The sequence below is a fragment of the Stappia taiwanensis genome (genome assembly GCF_014635285.1).
GTDB classification, from domain to species: Bacteria; Pseudomonadota; Alphaproteobacteria; order Rhizobiales; family Stappiaceae; genus Stappia; species Stappia taiwanensis.
Genome location: NZ_BMCR01000006.1, coordinates 226,604 through 240,100 on the forward strand (window position 1 = coordinate 226,604; position 13,497 = coordinate 240,100).

12 protein-coding genes are annotated in these 13,497 nt (G+C 66.9%); 8 read left to right on the forward strand and 4 right to left on the reverse strand.

Features of this window, described 5'->3' with window-relative positions; translation table 11 throughout:
• Positions 1–60: 60 nt before the first annotated feature.
• Positions 61–666: a L,D-transpeptidase gene (locus IEV83_RS15225; RefSeq protein ID WP_209003189.1), complete on the forward strand. Its 606-nt coding sequence runs from the start codon at positions 61–63 to the stop codon at positions 664–666.
• Between the two features lie 46 nt (positions 667–712).
• On the opposite strand, the gene IEV83_RS15230 is transcribed toward IEV83_RS15225, so the two are convergent.
• A complete protein-coding gene (locus IEV83_RS15230; protein WP_181759575.1) occupies positions 713–1,570 on the reverse strand; it encodes a helix-turn-helix transcriptional regulator in 858 nt (285 codons plus the stop codon).
• An 83-nt stretch (positions 1,571–1,653) separates the two neighbouring features.
• On the opposite strand from IEV83_RS15230, the gene IEV83_RS15235 reads away from it, so the two are divergent.
• Complete coding sequence (locus IEV83_RS15235; RefSeq protein ID WP_181759574.1) at positions 1,654–3,129, forward strand: MFS transporter; 1,476 nt, start codon at positions 1,654–1,656, stop codon at positions 3,127–3,129.
• On the opposite strand, the gene IEV83_RS15240 is transcribed toward IEV83_RS15235, so the two are convergent.
• Both IEV83_RS15240 and secA read right to left on the reverse strand, forming a co-directional pair.
• Positions 3,126–4,340 (reverse strand): adenylate/guanylate cyclase domain-containing protein, encoded by a 1,215-nt coding sequence (locus IEV83_RS15240; RefSeq protein ID WP_181759573.1) that lies wholly within the window; start codon positions 4,338–4,340, stop codon positions 3,126–3,128. The genes IEV83_RS15235 and IEV83_RS15240 overlap by 4 nt on opposite strands.
• Positions 4,341–4,479: 139 nt before the next feature.
• Complete coding sequence (gene secA / locus IEV83_RS15245) at positions 4,480–7,266, reverse strand: preprotein translocase subunit SecA (RefSeq protein ID WP_181759572.1); 2,787 nt, start codon at positions 7,264–7,266, stop codon at positions 4,480–4,482.
• 280 nt (positions 7,267–7,546) lie between these two features.
• Here secA and IEV83_RS15250 point away from each other — a divergent pair, with 280 nt between their 5' ends.
• From IEV83_RS15250 to IEV83_RS15270, 5 genes are all read left to right on the forward strand, one after another.
• Positions 7,547–8,455, forward strand: coding sequence for a peptidylprolyl isomerase (locus IEV83_RS15250; protein ID WP_181759571.1), 909 nt, complete (start codon positions 7,547–7,549; stop codon positions 8,453–8,455).
• 96 nt (positions 8,456–8,551) lie between these two features.
• On the forward strand, positions 8,552–9,790 hold the full coding sequence (gene argJ, locus IEV83_RS15255; protein ID WP_181759570.1) for a bifunctional glutamate N-acetyltransferase/amino-acid acetyltransferase ArgJ: 1,239 nt from the start codon (positions 8,552–8,554) through the stop codon (positions 9,788–9,790).
• Positions 9,771–10,598, forward strand: coding sequence for a GNAT family N-acetyltransferase (locus IEV83_RS15260; RefSeq protein WP_181759569.1), 828 nt, complete (start codon positions 9,771–9,773; stop codon positions 10,596–10,598). The genes argJ and IEV83_RS15260 overlap by 20 nt, the downstream gene beginning before the upstream one ends.
• A gap of 62 nt (positions 10,599–10,660) precedes the next feature.
• Positions 10,661–11,059: a (deoxy)nucleoside triphosphate pyrophosphohydrolase gene (locus IEV83_RS15265; RefSeq protein ID WP_181759568.1), complete on the forward strand. Its 399-nt coding sequence runs from the start codon at positions 10,661–10,663 to the stop codon at positions 11,057–11,059.
• Positions 11,060–11,114: 55 nt separating this feature from the next.
• Complete coding sequence (locus IEV83_RS15270; protein WP_244628202.1) at positions 11,115–11,330, forward strand: Flp family type IVb pilin; 216 nt, start codon at positions 11,115–11,117, stop codon at positions 11,328–11,330.
• Between the two features lie 66 nt (positions 11,331–11,396).
• On the opposite strand, the gene IEV83_RS15275 is transcribed toward IEV83_RS15270, so the two are convergent.
• On the reverse strand, positions 11,397–12,308 hold the full coding sequence (locus IEV83_RS15275; RefSeq protein WP_181759567.1) for a methyltransferase domain-containing protein: 912 nt from the start codon (positions 12,306–12,308) through the stop codon (positions 11,397–11,399).
• Between the two features lie 237 nt (positions 12,309–12,545).
• Here IEV83_RS15275 and IEV83_RS15280 point away from each other — a divergent pair, with 237 nt between their 5' ends.
• Entirely contained in the window at positions 12,546–13,349 is an 804-nt protein-coding gene (locus tag IEV83_RS15280) for a ComF family protein (RefSeq protein WP_181759566.1), read from the forward strand.
• Positions 13,350–13,497: the final 148 nt, after the last annotated feature.

Below are 13,497 nucleotides of genomic sequence, written 5' to 3' on the forward strand. Positions count from 1 at the left end.
TAATCTTGGGTTGAAATCGGCGCCGGGATGGCGCGGCACTTGGTGGGCAAGGGACTTGCAATGAGAATCTTCAAAATGCTGGCAGCGGCGGCTTTGACCGTCGCCGTGTCAATGTCGATGGCTGAGGCGATGACCGAGAAGGTGTTCGATCCGGTGTCGCGCAGCTGGGTGACGCACAAGATCACGCCGCAGGCCGCCGGCAAGATCGTGCGTGCGAAATACAAGCGCACCACCGTGCGCTATCGCACCTCGGAAAAGCCCGGCTCGGTGGTGGTCGATACCCGCAAGCGCTACCTCTATTACGTGCTGCCGGACGGCAAGGCGGTGCGTTATGGCATTGGCGTCGGCCGCGAGGGCTTCACCTGGTCGGGCCGGGAGAAGGTTTCGCGCAAGGCGAAGTGGCCGAGCTGGACGCCGCCGCAGGAAATGATCGTCCGCGAGCGCAAGAAGGGCCGCAAGCTGCCGCGCTACATGCCGGGCGGCCCGAAGAACCCGATGGGCGCGCGTGCGCTTTACCTCGGTGCGACCGAATTCCGCATCCATGGCACCAATGAGGACTGGTCGATCGGCCGGGCCGTATCGTCCGGCTGTATCCGCATGCTGAACGAGGACGTGGAAGACCTCTACAACCGGGTGTCCGTGGGCGCCCAGGTCAACGTTCTCTGACACACCGACGCTCCCCCGGCGCCGCGGATGACAGCGGCGGCGGGGCTCAGCCTGCGCTCCGGGCCGGTTCCTGGCGCATTGCCGCCTCGAATGCGGCGCTGCTATCGTGATCGGCCTCGGCTGCGTAGTAGACCAGGCGCAGATGCTTCTCCTGGTCCACGATGAAGGACGAATGCGCGAAGACCACCGGGCCGATGCCGTCGACCAGGAAGCTGCGGCGGCCGTCGCAGCGGCCGTGAACGTCATGCCGGTTCCAGAGGGTCTTGAAGGTCGGTGAGACCCGCTCCAGCGCGGCGACGAGCGCCAGCATCCCTTCATCCTGAGGTGCCTGGGCGAAGTCGCGACGGAAGCTGGCCAGCACCTGCGGCGCCTGCAGCTCCCATTTGGCGATACGGCTGTTCAGCCGGTCATCGGCAAACAGCATCCACAGCATGTTTCGCTCAGACGGATCGCGCTCCGCGAAGCCGAACAGGCGCGCCGCAGCCGCGTTCCAACCCGTGACATCCCAGCGCAGATTGGCCACATAGGCGGGCCGTAGCGTCAGATCATCGAGCAGTCGCCGCACCAGGGGAGGCAACTCGCACCAGGCCTGCCCGGTCATCGCCGGCGGCCGCTGATGGGCAAGAAGAAACAGGTGCCGTCGCTCGATCTCATCCAGCATCAGCACGCGGGCGACATTGTCCAGAAAGGCGGATGACACCGAGATGGCGCGTCCCTGCTCCAGCCACGTGTACCAGGTGATGCCAACGCCGGCGAGCGCGGCCACCTCTTCCCGGCGCAAGCCAGGTGTGCGCCGCCTCTTGCCGGCGGGCAGGCCGACATCGAGAGGGGACAGGCTCTCCCGTCTCCGTCGCAGGAAATCCGCGAGTTCGGCACGGGTGCGGTCCAGGCGATTGCCGGGCATGTCGCTCATTGTAATAGGATAACTTGTTCCATAGTAATGGTTTAACTGATGTGCGAGGCAACGCCAACACCAATGGAGTTGTCATGACCATCGACCACGCTTCGCACAGCGCCCGACCGTGCCTGTCCCAATCGCGTCCCTCGCGGCTCGCGCTGCCCACCCTGTTGCTGGGCGGCTTCATCACCGTCTTCGATCTGTTTGTCGTCAATGTCGCCATCCCGCCGATGCAGGCCGATCTTGGCGCCGGTTTTGCTGAAATCGGCCTCGTCGTGGCCGGCTATGCGCTGGCCTTCGGCGTGCTCTTGATCGCCGGCGGGCGGCTGGGCGACCGCTACGGCCGGCGGCGCCTCTACGCCGCCGGCATGGTCGGTTTCGCGCTGACCTCGTTCCTGTGCGGGATCGCTCCCGACGCCGCCTCGCTGATCGTGGCCCGAGGGCTGCAAGGGGCAACGGCGGCGATCCTGTTCCCGCAGGTCTATGCCCTGCTGCGGGTGATGTATGACGCGGCGGGCCGCCGCCGCGCCTTCGGTTTGCTTGGCATCACGCTGGGGCTCGCGGCGATCGCCGGTCAGGTGCTGGGCGGCGTTCTCATCGAGGGCGATGTTCTCGGTCTCGGCTGGCGGATGATCTTTCTGGTCAACCTGCCGGTCGGGCTCGCCGCCGCCGTGCTGGCCCGCAGCCTGCCGGAATCGCGTGCAGCGGGTGCCCTGGGCGTCGACTGGGCGGGGACCTGTCTTGCGACCGCCGGGCTGTTGCTGCTGCTCTTTCCGCTGCTCGAAGGCCCGGCCCGCGGCTGGCCGCTGTGGACCTGGGCTTGCATGGCGGCGTCGGTCGTGGTGCTGACGGTGTTCATGCTCTGGGAATGTCATGTCACGCAGCGCGGCGGCGATCCGGCGGTGGATCTGGGTCTGTTTCGCAATCGGGACTTTTCGGCCGGGTCCGTTGTGGTCCTGCTGATCTACTCCACCTCAACCTCGTTGTTTCTCTGCTTTTCGCTGCTGATCCAGTCCGGTCTCGGCTTGACCCCGTTCGAGGCCGGGCTGGTGTTCGCCCCGGCCAGTGGCGGTTTCGTCGTTGCCTCCTGGGCGGCGCCGAAGATCCAGGCGCGCCTCGGCCCGCTCGGGATCGCCGGCGGCATGCTGGTCTATGCCGCCGGTCTGGCGGCGCTGATTGTCATGACCTCGGGACTTGGCGACCGAAGCGGCCTTTCGTCCGTACTGCCGGCCTTCATTCTGGTCGGTGTCGGTCAGGGATTGTCGATGACGCCGCTACTCAATCTCGTGATCGGCATGGTCGACGAGCGACATGCCGGCATGGCGGCAGGGGGCGTTGCCACCCTGCAGCAGGTGGGTGGCGCGTTCGGCGTCTCCATCGTCGGGATCTTCTTCGTTGGCCTTCTGGGGCCGGATGCCGGCGACGGAGCCGCACAGGTGTCGCGCCATGCCGCCGCCTTCTCCGGGGCGATGATCTACAATCTCGTCGCGGTCACCGTATCCGCCGGTCTCATTGCCTGGGCGGCTCTGAAACACAGCAAGACCAGTGCGGAACGAACGGCTTAGCGGGGCGCCGGGTCGGATGCGGCGGCCGGCGTGCGCAGGGCGAACAGCTCGACCGGCCGGTCGACCCCGGTCAGGGCGAAGCGGCCGACGCCCCGGAAGCTGGCGGGATCGGCGGCGGCCACCTCTTCCGTCACCAGAACCGGCTCCCGCAGCTCCTTGGTCTTCGCCTCGATCCGGGCGGCCGCATTGACCTTGCGACCGATCACCGAAAACGTCAGCCGGTCGGGCACGCCGATGTTGCCGAACATCACCGGCCCGCAGGTCAGGCCGATGCCGCAGGTCAGCGGCGCCGTGCCGGGCACGGGCAAGGCCGCCAGCCGCGCATGCACCGCCCGTGCCGCTGCCAGCGCCTGCCGGGCGGCGGGGCCAAGGCCCCCCGCCTCGATCGGGAACACCGCCAGCACCACGTCGCCGATGAAGTCGAGCACCTCCCCGCCGCGCGCCATGACCTCGCCGGCGGTAGCATCGAAATAGCCATTCAGCACGCGCAAGTAGGCGTCCGGGTCGAGCCGTTCGGCCAGCGCCGTCGAACCGCGCAGATCCGTGTAGAAGATCACCGCGTCAAGGGATTCGCCGTCGCCATGGCGGATCCGTCCGGCCAGCACCTGCGAGCCGGCGCGCCGGCCCAGATAGGTGTCGGCCAGGGTCTGGGCGATCCGGGTCTGGATCGTTGCGCGGCAGGCCAGTGCCAGACGCATCTGCAGATAGTCGATCTGCTCGATGGTGGCCTGATCGAAGCCCTCGGGCGCGCGGGTCGCCCAGGTGACGACAATGCCGCTGGCGCCGACCTCCTGGGCGGTTGGCAGGGCGAAGGGCGTAGCGATGGCGAGATAATCGGTGAAGCCCTGATCGGCCAGGCTGTGAAACAGCGGGTAGTCGAAGGGCGCGTTGCTTTGGGCAAGCGGGCACCTAAGCCGCAGGTCGCCGCGCTCCAGCATGGCGCGGATCGGACTGTTCAGCCATTCGTCGCTGTTGGCGTCCTCATGCCGGTGCTGGGCAAGCTCGATGCCGCCGCCGTCAATCCAGAGCACCGTTTCGGCCTCGATCAGCGGGTGCAGCGTCGCCCAGGACAACATCGCCCGCTCGGCGCGAATGCCACTGGCGTTCATGCGCTGGCACAGGCCGGCGAACATCTCGGCGGTGTCCGGGTCGCCGAGCGCCTCGCGAATCAGCCAGTCCTCGATGGCTTCAAGTACCGGGGTCGTCTGCATTGCCCTTCCTTGTCGCGCCCCACCTTGTCGCACAGCCCTTGTCCATCGGTGTGCCAACGTCGCCGCCCGCAAACGAAAAACGGCGGACCGGAGGGCCCGCCGTTCGATCAGATCATGTGCCGGGCCGGCGGCCAAGCGATCAGGCGAGGGCGCCGTGGCAATGCTTGTACTTCTTGCCGGAGCCGCAGGGGCAGGCCTCGTTGCGGCCCACCTTGCCCCAACTCGCCGGGTTGGCCGGATCGCGGGCGGCGCCGGCGGGCAGCGGAGCCATCGCCGCCTGGTCGAACTCGTTCTCGCCGGTGGTCGGATCGAGATGCTGGGCCTGCATTTCCGGCAACTCGCCGTCGGCAGGCAGGCTTGGCGCGTCCTGCTGCACCAGCTCCACCCGCATCAACTGGGCGGTGGTCGCCTGACGCAGATTGGCCAGCATGCTCTCGAACAGGGTGAAGGCCTCGGTCTTGTACTCCTGCAGCGGATCGCGCTGGGCGTAGCCGCGGAAGCCGATCACCGAGCGCAGGTGGTCCAGATTGGCCAGATGCTCGCGCCACAAATGGTCGAGGGTCTGGAGCAGGACGGCCTTTTCCACCTGACGCATGATGTCGGGCGAATACTGGCCGACCTTGCGGGCCATGGTCTCGTCGGCGACCTTCTTCAGGCGCTCGATCACCTCCTCGTCGGCGATGCCCTCTTCCTTGGCCCAGTCGACGATCGGCAGATCGAGATTGAGGGTCTGGCGGACCTCATCCTGCAGCCCTTGCGTATCCCACTGTTCCGGATAAGCCTTTTCCGGAATGTGCCGGGCGACCAGATCCTCGATGACGTCGTGGCGCATGTCGGTGACGGTCTCGGCCACCGCGGCGCCATCCATCAGGTCGATACGCTGGTCGAACACCACCTTGCGCTGGTCGTTCATCACGTCGTCGAACTTCAGCAGGTTCTTGCGGATGTCGAAGTTGCGGGCCTCGACCTTCTGCTGCGCCTTGGCCAGCGCCCGATTGATCCAGGGATGGACGATCGCCTCGCCTTCCTTGAGGCCGAGCTTCTGCAGCATGCCATCCATGCGGTCGGAGCCGAAGATCCGCATCAGGTCATCCTGCAGGGACAGGAAGAACTTGGAGTGCCCGGGATCGCCCTGACGACCCGAGCGGCCGCGCAACTGGTTGTCGATGCGCCGGCTCTCGTGCCGTTCGGTGCCGATCACGTAAAGGCCGCCGGCGGCCAGCGCCTGCTGCTTGCGAGCTTCCACCTCGGCGCGAATTTCCGCCTCGCGGGCGCTGCGTTCCTCGCCCTCGGGCATGTCGGCCAGCTCGTGCTCGATACGCATGTCGGCATTGCCGCCGAGCTGGATGTCGGTGCCGCGACCGGCCATGTTGGTGGCGATCGTCACCGCGCCGGGCAGGCCGGCCTGGGCGATGATCGAGGCTTCCTGCTCATGGTAGCGGGCGTTGAGAACGGCGAAGACCTTTTCCTTCTTCGTTCCGCTGTCGCCATCGAACAGGGGCTTGAACGCCTCCGGATCGGAGACGTCGACCTGACGGAAGCCGGCCTTCTTGAGATGGGCGGCGAGGAGCTCGGATTTCTCGATCGAGGTGGTGCCGACCAGAATCGGCTGGCCCCGGCTCTTGCAGTCGTCGATCAGCTCGACGATGGCGTTGAACTTTTCCTCGACGGTCCGGTAGACCTCGTCGTCATCATCGATGCGCTTGACGCTGACATTGGTCGGGATCTCGACGACTTCCAGATTGTAGATGTCGCCGAACTCCTCCGCCTCGGTCTGGGCGGTACCGGTCATGCCGGAGAGCTTTTCGTAAAGGCGGAAGTAGTTCTGGAAGGTGATCGAGGCCAGCGTCTGGTTTTCCGGCTGAATGCTCACCTTTTCCTTGGCTTCCAGCGCCTGGTGCAGGCCTTCCGAATAGCGCCGGCCGGGCATCATGCGTCCGGTGAACTCGTCGATGATGACGACCTCGCCATTGCGGACGATGTAGTCCTTGTCGCGCTGGAACAGCTTGTGCGCCTTCAGCGCCTGCTGCAGATGATGGACGGCGGACACGTTCTCCACATCGTAAAGGTTCTCGCCCTTCAGGAGCTCCGCTTCGCGCAGCAGCCCTTCCAGCTTCTCGTTGCCGGCCTCGGTGAAGGTGGCGGAGCGCTGCTTCTCGTCGAGCTCGAAATCCTCATCGGTCAGATGCGGAATGAAGGCATCGACCAGATTGTAGAAATCGCTGCGGTCCTCCAGCGGGCCGGAAATGATCAGCGGCGTGCGCGCCTCGTCGATCAGGATCGAATCGACTTCGTCGACGATCGCGAAATGATGGCCGCGCTGGCACATCGATTCGCGCTCGTACTTCATGTTGTCGCGCAGGTAGTCGAAACCGAATTCGTTGTTGGTTCCGTAGGTGACGTCGGCGGCATAGGCGGCGTGGCGCTGCTCGTCGGTCAGCCCATGGACGATCACGCCGGTGGTCAGGCCGAGGAAGCGGTAGACCCGCCCCATCCACTCCGAGTCGCGCTGGGCGAGGTAGTCGTTGACGGTGACCACATGAACGCCCTTGCCGGTCAGGGCGTTGAGATAGGCCGGCAGGGTGGCGACCAGGGTCTTGCCTTCACCGGTGCGCATCTCGGCGATCTGCCCGGAGTTCAGCACCATGCCGCCGATCAGCTGCACATCGTAATGGCGCTGGCCAAGGACGCGCCGGGCGGCCTCGCGGACGGTGGCGAAGGCCGGCTCCAAAAGGGCGTCGAGCTTGGTGCCATCGGCGATCTGCTTGCGGAACATATCCGTGCGGGCGCGCAGCTCTTCGTCACTCAGGGCCTGTAGCTCGGGCTCCAGCGCGTTGATGGCGGCGACACGGGCCCGCATCTGCTTGATGCGGCGGTCGTTGGCGGATCCGAAGAGCTTTCTGGCGAGTGCGCCGAGGCCGGCCATGTGGCGGTCCTTCCGTGAAGCAGGTGCCGCCCGGCTGTGCACAGGCGGCGACCCGACGATCAGATTGACTTTACATGCGAACGTCGGCCTCAGATCCGCCGTATTGTCGCGGGAGAGGAACGCACGCTTGAATGGGGCTGTCCGGCCGTAACGACAGGGACGCCCGACAGATAAGAGGGGGTCAGAAGGTTGTCAACGTCACGTGTTTCGGCGAGTTTGCCAGTACGACACGGGGCGCTTGGGTGACCGGACCCCGGATCAAGCCGAAAAGGGAACAGATATGACACGCATTTCCGCCGGCCCGCTGCGGCGCGGTGCTTTTGCCGCCGCCTTCGTGGCCTGCATCGCCGCTTCGCCCGCTCTGGCTCAGGAGCCGGGTGAAATCGTCGCCAAGGTGGGGGACACCACCATCACCGAAGCGGATATCGCCTTTGCGTCCCGTGATTTTTCGGCCCAGCTGGCACAGGTGCCGCCGACCCAGTGGCGCAAGGTGCTGACCGATGTGGTCGTTGACATGAAGGTGATGGCCAATGCCGCCGCCGCCGCCGGCATTGCCGAGGAAGAGGACTTCAAGCGCCAGGTCGAATTCCTGAAGATGCGGGCGCTGCGCAATGCCCTGCTCGTCCGCGAAGTGGAGAACAAGGTCACGGACGAAGACGTCCAAGCCGCCTATGACAAGGAATTCGCCGACTTCAAGGGCGACGAGGAACGCAAGGCGCGCCACATCCTGCTCAAGACCAAGGATGAAGCGGTCGCGGCCATTGCCGAGCTCGATGGCGGCCGGGACTTCTCCGATCTGGCGAAGGAAAAATCGACCGGCCCGTCCGGTCCGAGCGGCGGCGATCTGGGCTATTTCACCCGTGGCCGGATGGTCAAGGAATTCGAGGATGCGGCGTTCGCCCTGGAAGCGGGCAGCTACACCAAGGAGCCGGTGGAGACCCAGTTCGGCTGGCATGTGATCAAGGTCGAGGACGTGCGCGACCAGGCGGCGCCGGAGCTGTCGGAAGTCAAGGAGCGGCTGCGTCAGGACCTCCTGCGTGAGCGCTATGCGGCGCTGATGGAGGAGCTGAAGGCCAACACGACCATCGAGATCGTGGCCGCCGAGCCGGAAGCCCCGGCTGAAGGCGAAGCCCCGGCGGATGGCGATGCGCCTGCGGCGGAAGAAAAGCCGGCCAAAGACGGAAATTGACAAGCGCTCTCACCGGTGGTGAGAAGAGCCCGTCCCGCTGATGCGGGGCGGGCTTTTTTATTAGCACCTGCCAACTTCCGGAAAGGCGGCCTCTAGATGTCGGACGCGATTTCTCCCCTTGCTCCCAAGTCCTACCCCGAAATGCCGGCGGTCGGCGGCGTTCGTTTCGCGACCGCCGCAGCGGGCATCAAATACGCCGATCGGACCGATGTGCTGCTGGCGGTGTTCGACGCGCCGGCGGAGGTTGCCGGCGTGTTCACCCGTTCGCGTTGTCCGTCCGCGCCGGTCGAGTGGTGCCGGGCCAATCTGGCCAGCGGCAAGGCGCGGGCGCTGATGGTGAATTCGGGCAATGCCAATGCCTTCACTGGCAAGAAGGGGGCCGCCTCCACCGCGCTTTCGGCCGAGCTGGCGGCAACCGCGGTGGGCTGCGCGCCGGAGGAGGTTTATCTCGCCTCGACCGGTGTCATCGGCGAACCGCTGGACGCGGAGAAATTCCGGGGCGTGGTCGATGATCTGGCCGGGGCCGCCAACGCGGATGCGGGCCGCTGGCTGGAGGCCGGCAAGGCGATCATGACCACCGACACCTTTCCCAAGGTCGCGACCCGCCGGGTCGATCTGGGCGGCGTCACGGTGACCCTCAACGGCATTGCCAAGGGCGCGGGGATGATCGCGCCGGACATGGCAACCATGCTGTCGTTCCTGTTCACCGATGCGCCGATTGCCGCGCCGGTGCTGCAGGCACTGCTGGCCGATGCGGTCGGGCAGTCGTTCAATGCCATCACCGTCGATGGCGACACCTCGACCTCGGACACGGTGCTGTTGTTCGCCACCGGTACGGCGGGTGGGGACCCGGTGCGCGAGGTGGCCGATCCCCGGCTTGAGCCGTTCAAGCAGGCGCTGGCGGAGCTCAGCCGGGAGCTGGCGCATATGGTCGTCAAGGACGGCGAGGGCGCGCGCAAGTTCGTCGAGGTCACTGTCACGGGTGCCGAAAGCGATGCCTCGGCGAAGCGGATCGCCTTTTCCATCGCCAATTCGCCCTTGGTGAAGACCGCGGTCGCCGGTGAGGATGCCAACTGGGGCCGGGTGGTGATGGCGGTCGGCAAGGCCGGCGAGCCGGCCGACCGGGATCGGCTGGCGATCTGGTTCGGCGATGTGCGGGTTGCCGTCGAAGGCGAGCGCGATCCGGACTATTCGGAAGAGGCGGCAACTGCGGTGATGCGCGGCGAGACCATTCCGGTGCGGGTCGATCTGGGCCTTGGTGAGGGAACGGCGACGGTCTGGACCTGTGACCTCACCAAGGAATATGTGACCATCAATGGCGATTATCGCTCCTGAGGCGGAGAGATCCGGGATCGCGGCGCCGGCTGTGCCGCTGTCCCGGGTGCGGACGATCGAGGAAGCCAATCTCAACGGCTTCCCGAGCGATCGGCAACTGATCGACGGGCAGTGGTTCCTGCGTCTGTCGCCCGGCAATCCGGCGCGCCGGGTCAATTCCCTGAATGTGTTCGACCCGGCGGATGATGTGGACTGCGCCGCCCGGCTTGCGGCGGCGCGGACGGTGTTCGCCAGGGCCGGGGTGGCCTTCCACTTGCGCTGGACGCCGCTGGTGCCGCAGGCGCTCACCGGCCATGTGGACGCGCTGGGCTGGCTGCGCATCGGCGAAACCGGTGTCTGGAGCCGGCCGATTGACGCCGATGAGGTGATGTCCGGGGAGAGTGCTGGTGTGGAGCGGGTGACGCTGGCCGACTGGCTTGCAGCCTTCGGCGCCACGGGGGGCACCCGGCCGGAGGCGGTCACGCCGCTGGCACTGTCTCGGCTCGGGGCTTCGCTGGAGCGGGTGGCGGCCGATCTGATCTGCCTTGTTGCTCGCTCGGCGGACGGGGCACCGGCGGCGGTCGCCGTGGCGGTGGCCGACCGGGACCTCTTGGGCATCTACGATCTGGCGGTGGCGCCGTCCTGCCGCCGGTCGGGGCTTGGCCGGCAGATGGTGCGGGCCTGTCTGGCCCATGGGGCGGCTGCGGGCTGTCGCGAGGCCTGGTTGCAGGTCACGGCGGAAAACGCCTCGGCGCGGGCGCTCTATCGCGGGCTCGGATTTTCCGAGGCTTACCGCTATCACTACCGCGCGCCGCCGGATGCCGATTGACCTTCCCGCCTTATGGTGAGCAAACCCTTTCCCTTCCGTCCCGAAACGAAACGAGATCGAACATGAAGCTTCTGCTTGTCGCCGCCTGCGCTCTGCTGGACGTGGACAACCGGGTCCTGATCGCGCAGCGGCCGGACGGAAAGGCAATGGCCGGATTGTGGGAATTTCCCGGCGGAAAGGTCGAGGCGGGCGAGCGCCCGGAGGATGCGCTGATCCGGGAACTGGCCGAGGAGCTCGGCATCACGGTTAAGAAAGAGTGCCTCGCGCCGCTCACGTTCGCCAGCCACGCTTATGAGGAATTTCACCTGCTGATGCCATTGTACGTCTGCCGACGATGGTCGGGCACGGTGGCCGGACAGGAAGGTCAGGCGATCAAGTGGGTGCGGCCGGTGCGGCTCAGGGATTACCCGATGCCAGCCGCGGACGAACCGCTTGTTCCGCATCTGATGGATCTGGTCTGAGCCGAGACGCCGTGCCGATTGCCATCGCGGGATGTGCAGATAAAAGGCGCGACAGATGCAATCAATCACACAGGCCATGTGCGGTCGCGGCGAGGAGCTTGTCCGTCTCTCGAACCGCTTCCTGAAGGACCGGTCCGGCGAGATGATGCTGGAATACGGCCTGATGGCCGGATTGATCTCGGTGGCAATTCTCACCACCCTTGCCGGTATCGGCAAGGTGCTCGACGAGAATGTCTTCACGGTGATCGCCAGCGCGGCCTCGGCGGTCTGACGCCCCCATCAGGGCGCCCCAACTCCCTGAACACGTTTGCTTTTCGCGTGCCGTCGGCCAGCCGGGTCACTTCCGTCCCGGGCGGGCCGGATCATGGGCCGGCCGTTCCGTGGTGCCGAGGGCATCGGCCAGCCGCTGGCGGGCCGAGCCCGGCTTGAGCGGCTTCTGCTGGCTTTCGTGCGGCGCCCAGCCCGACAATGAGACGATGTCGAAGGTGGCGCGCAGGCGCCCGTCCGGATCGGCATGGAGCTCCTGGTAGAGCTCGGCCGCGCGCAGGAACACCCGGCGTGGCAGCGGTGTCCGGCTGCGGTCGCGCAGCACGCTGGTCGCGCCCATGGCCTTGAGATCGCGCATCAGGTCAAACAGCGTATCGTAGCGCACGGTGACCCGGTCGAAATCGGCGACCGGCAGGGCAAAGCCGGCCCGTTGCAACAGCGCTCCGAGCGAGCGGGTGTCGGCAAAGGGGGCGACCCGGGGGGCGGCGCCGCCCTTCACCTCCAATTCCGCCCGCATCAACACATCGCCCAGTTCGCGCAAGGTGTCGCCGCCCAGCAGGGCGCCGAGAAACAGACCATCGGGCCGCAGGGCGCGGCGGATCTGGATCAGCGTGCCGGGCAGGTCGTTGACGAAATGCAGCGCAAGCGGGGAGACGATCAGATCGACCGAGGCATCGGCAAAGGGCGGCAGCGCATCGTCGATCACCAGATCGCACCCGGGAACGGCGGGGTCTGCCAGAAACAGATCCGCCCGGATTACCCGTTCCACCTTGCCGCTGGCGCGCATCAGGGTCGTCATCCGCCCGGTGTGGCCGCCGAGATCAATGCCCACTTCAAAGCTCTTGTTCACGGTCTGCAGCCGCTCCGCCAGGTCGGTGGCGGCGGCTTGCAGCAGAAAATCGGCGCCAGCGACGGCACGGGTCAACGCCTGGCGGCGGCGCTGGGCTAGAAGAGGGCGATCAAACAGTTCCGGCTGGGACATCCGGGGTCCTTTCCCGAGACGATGCGTCCCGCAACTCATGCGGGACAAAATCGGCGAATGCGCGCGTATTGTGCTAGCATCGCGGCAGAGGCGTTGCGTCAAAGCATGTCGCCGGCATCGGGTCAACCGGGAACGCCGGTCGGCATCCGCGGCGCGCCGAAAGGCGAGGGTGGAGCCTGAAGGATGACGGAGTGGTCGGAACCGGCCCCGGAGGCCGCAACGAGGGGATGGCGGGGCATGCGCGGACGACCGGTGCTTTCCGGCCTGTTCGCTCATCTGCGCCGGGCGGGTGCTGCCACGGTGGCGCTTGCGGTGCCGCCCAGTTGCCTGTGCTGTCACCGGCTGGTTGAGGCGGATCAGGCCCTGTGCGCCAGTTGTTGGGCGCAGATCCCGTTCCTGGCGCCGCCCTGGTGCGCGCGGCTCGGTTTGCCTTTCGCCTATGACCTGGGGCCGGAGGCGTTGTCGCCGCTGGCGATTGCCCGCCCGCCCCGGTTCGACCGGCTGCGCGCGGCTTGCGCCTATACCGGTCCGGCGCGGGCGCTGGTCACGGGGCTGAAATACGGCGACCGGCCAGCGCTGGCCGAGGCGATGGGGCGCTGGATGGCGCGTGCGGGCGGCGAACTCCTGTCGGCAGGCTCGGGGGAAGAACTTTCGGAGGCGGGGCCGCCGCTGCTCGTGCCGGTGCCGCTGCATCCCTGGCGTCAGTGGGCGCGGCGCTACAATCAGTCGGCGCGGCTGGCGCGGGCGGTGGCCGGGGCGAGTGGCTGCGAGCTGGCGCCGGAGCTGCTGCGGCGCATCCGCCGCACCCGCCGGCAGGTGGGGCTCGACCGCGTGTCGCGGGCCAGCAACGTGCGCGGCGCCTTTGCCGTGGCGCCTGAGGCGGCGATGCGGCTGGCCGGCCGGCGAGCGGTGCTGATCGATGATGTCTACACCACCGGGGCGACGGTCTCGGCGGCGACCCGGGTGTTGCGGGCGGCGGGCGCGGTGGCGGTCGATGTGCTGGTTTTCGCCCATGCGGGGGCGGACACGCCGCTGCAATAGCCTGGCGGACGGCTGGGGACTTGTAGCCGGCGTGTTTTGTTCAATATAAGCCGTGGGGCCCGCCGGCCTCAGGTCTTGGCCGTTTGCGGGATCGCGAGCGGATGACCGGCCGCAGGCGGCGGGTCTTCGGCGCATTGAGGTAAGGACA

Excerpts from the sequence above, each read along its gene's own strand:
- IEV83_RS15225 (WP_209003189.1), top strand. The coding sequence starts at position 61 with ATGAGAATCTTCAAAATGCTGGCAGCGGCGGCTTTGACCGTCGCCGTG.
- IEV83_RS15280 (WP_181759566.1), top strand. The coding sequence starts at position 12,546 with ATGCGCGGACGACCGGTGCTTTCCGGCCTGTTCGCTCATCTGCGCCGG.
- IEV83_RS15265 (WP_181759568.1), top strand. The coding sequence starts at position 10,661 with ATGAAGCTTCTGCTTGTCGCCGCCTGCGCTCTGCTGGACGTGGACAAC.
- IEV83_RS15250 (WP_181759571.1), top strand. The coding sequence starts at position 7,547 with ATGACACGCATTTCCGCCGGCCCGCTGCGGCGCGGTGCTTTTGCCGCC.
- IEV83_RS15260 (WP_181759569.1), top strand. The coding sequence starts at position 9,771 with ATGGCGATTATCGCTCCTGAGGCGGAGAGATCCGGGATCGCGGCGCCG.
- IEV83_RS15230 (WP_181759575.1), bottom strand. The coding sequence starts at position 1,570 with ATGCCCGGCAATCGCCTGGACCGCACCCGTGCCGAACTCGCGGATTTC.
- IEV83_RS15240 (WP_181759573.1), bottom strand. The coding sequence starts at position 4,340 with ATGCAGACGACCCCGGTACTTGAAGCCATCGAGGACTGGCTGATTCGC.
- secA (WP_181759572.1), bottom strand. The coding sequence starts at position 7,266 with ATGGCCGGCCTCGGCGCACTCGCCAGAAAGCTCTTCGGATCCGCCAAC.
- IEV83_RS15270 (WP_244628202.1), top strand. The coding sequence starts at position 11,115 with ATGCAATCAATCACACAGGCCATGTGCGGTCGCGGCGAGGAGCTTGTC.
- IEV83_RS15275 (WP_181759567.1), bottom strand. The coding sequence starts at position 12,308 with ATGTCCCAGCCGGAACTGTTTGATCGCCCTCTTCTAGCCCAGCGCCGC.
- argJ (WP_181759570.1), top strand. The coding sequence starts at position 8,552 with ATGTCGGACGCGATTTCTCCCCTTGCTCCCAAGTCCTACCCCGAAATG.
- IEV83_RS15235 (WP_181759574.1), top strand. The coding sequence starts at position 1,654 with ATGACCATCGACCACGCTTCGCACAGCGCCCGACCGTGCCTGTCCCAA.